This window comes from Neobacillus terrae, from assembly GCF_011393025.1.
Taxonomy (GTDB): Bacteria; Bacillota; Bacilli; order Bacillales; family Cytobacillaceae; genus Neobacillus_A; species Neobacillus_A terrae.
The window spans coordinates 1-2,000 of sequence record NZ_JAAOEO010000069.1 but is presented as its reverse complement, the minus strand read 5'-3'; the positions used below and the strand labels follow the sequence as shown (position 1 = coordinate 2,000).

The 2,000-nt window shown below is 40.9% G+C and carries 1 protein-coding gene; it reads left to right on the top strand.

The window, feature by feature from the left end; translation table 11 throughout:
- Positions 1-596 precede the first annotated feature (596 nt).
- Entirely contained in the window at positions 597-1,781 is a 1,185-nt protein-coding gene (locus tag G8761_RS26620) for an acetyl-CoA C-acetyltransferase (protein ID WP_166030946.1), read from the top strand.
- Positions 1,782-2,000: the final 219 nt, after the last annotated feature.

The window sequence follows — 2,000 nt, the reverse complement described above, 5'->3', positions numbered from 1 at the left end:
TGTAGAAAGCTCCTTTGCTTTTGTAGAACGGCCATTCAAAAATGTAGAAAAGCCGGTTATTTTTGTAGAATAGATCTACGTTTTTGTAGATAGCACAAAGAATTGTAGAAAGCTCCTTCTCTTTTGTAGAACGGCTATTCAAAAATGTAGAACAGCCGGTTTTTTTTGTAGAATAGATCTACTTTTTGTAGATTACACAAAGAATTGTAGAAAGCTCCCTTACTTGTGTAGAACTCCCTGTTAAAAATGTACTCTTACTTTCACAGTTTCTTAGGAATTCAGCTCCGCCATTAACTCATCTACAAAAAAGCCCTATTCCATAAATTTTGATTAAAAGAGCAGGAGAAAATGTTTCTTCTATAGAAATAGAAAATGTTATATCAAGCTATCAAGGCCGGTGCTGTAATTGGAATTTCAGAGAATGACATATGGTTCAAAAATATTAGTAGAATTGTGGGGAGAGCGGCTGTCCAAATTTAAAGCTCCTCAGGAATTCTAATTTGTGGAGGAATACACAAGTACATCTACCGGAAAAATTCAAAAGAACTCTTAGAAAAACCATACTATTAAAACTAACAGCAAGGGGAGAAGAAAAAATGGAATCGATTTATATTATTAACGGAGCAAGAACGCCTTTTGGTTCATTCGGCGGATCTCTAAAAGATGTAAGTGATATTGAGCTTGCAGTAACGGCTACAAACGAAGCATTAAAAAGAAGTGGTCTGTCTGCAAAAGAAATTGAAGATGTTACGTTTGGTAATGTTATTCATACTACTAAAGCTTCCTCTTATCTCGCGCGTCATATTGCTTTAAAAAGCGGAATCCCAGTGGAAACACCTGCGCTTACAGTGAACAGGCTTTGTGGATCAGGTCTTCAGGCAATTGTTTCAAGTGCTCAGACTATGATACTGGGTGATGCCAAAACAGCTGTAGCTGGAGGGTCAGAAAATATGAGCCAGTCACCGCATGTCCTTAGAGGCACAAGATTCGGCTCACCAAACGGCGCTCCTTCAATAGACGATATGCTTTGGTCGACACTCACAGATGAGTATATTGGCTGCGGCATGGGAATCACAGCAGAAAATCTATCCGAAAAATATACTATCACTCGCGAGGAACAGGATGAGTTTTCATTGAATTCGCACCTGAAAGCCGCTGCGGCCAGGCAATCCGGTCGGTTTGCGCAGGAAATTGTACCAGTAACCATAACAGGTAAAAGAAATAAGCAAATGGTAGTCTCCGAGGATGAGCATATTCGTCCAGACATCAATTTCGATAATCTTGCAAAATTAAAACCGGCCTTCAAAAAAGACGGTACTGTCACTGCCGGAAATGCAAGCGGCATTAATGATGGAGCCGCAGCAGTTGTTTTGGCTTCTGAGTCCTTTTTAAAGGAAAGAAAGGATATTGAGCCTTTAGCGCGAATTGTTTCATGGGGAATTGCGGGTGTTGATCCTAATATTATGGGCTTTGGGCCTGTTCCAGCAAGCCAGGCTGCATTGAAAAAAGCTGGACTGACTTGGAATGATATCGACCTGATTGAATTTAATGAAGCCTTTGCAGCCCAATCCATCTCTGTCATGAAAGCGCTGGAAGTTGATCCGCAGAAAGTAAATGTCAATGGAGGCGCGGTAGCACTTGGCCATCCGGTAGGGGCAAGCGGCGCAAGGATTACTTACTCTTTGGCTCTTGAAATGAAGCTGCGCGGAGCCAGATATGGTCTTGCATCACTTTGTATTGGTGGCGGCCAGGGAATCGCAATTGTATTAGAAAGAGCTTAAACATAAAAAAATCACCTTACTCTCATCTGAGCAAGGTGATTTTTATATTAGGCATTATGTTTAATAGTATGGTTGTTTCCTTTGAAAGCAGTTTTGCGGATGAAAGGAATCACCCAGCGGTCTAAACCAATTTTACCAGCGTTAAAGCCTGCAGCTAAGATAATAACACCAAGCAGGATATCCATTGGATTAGAAGAGATAGTGCCAGCCATTAGATAA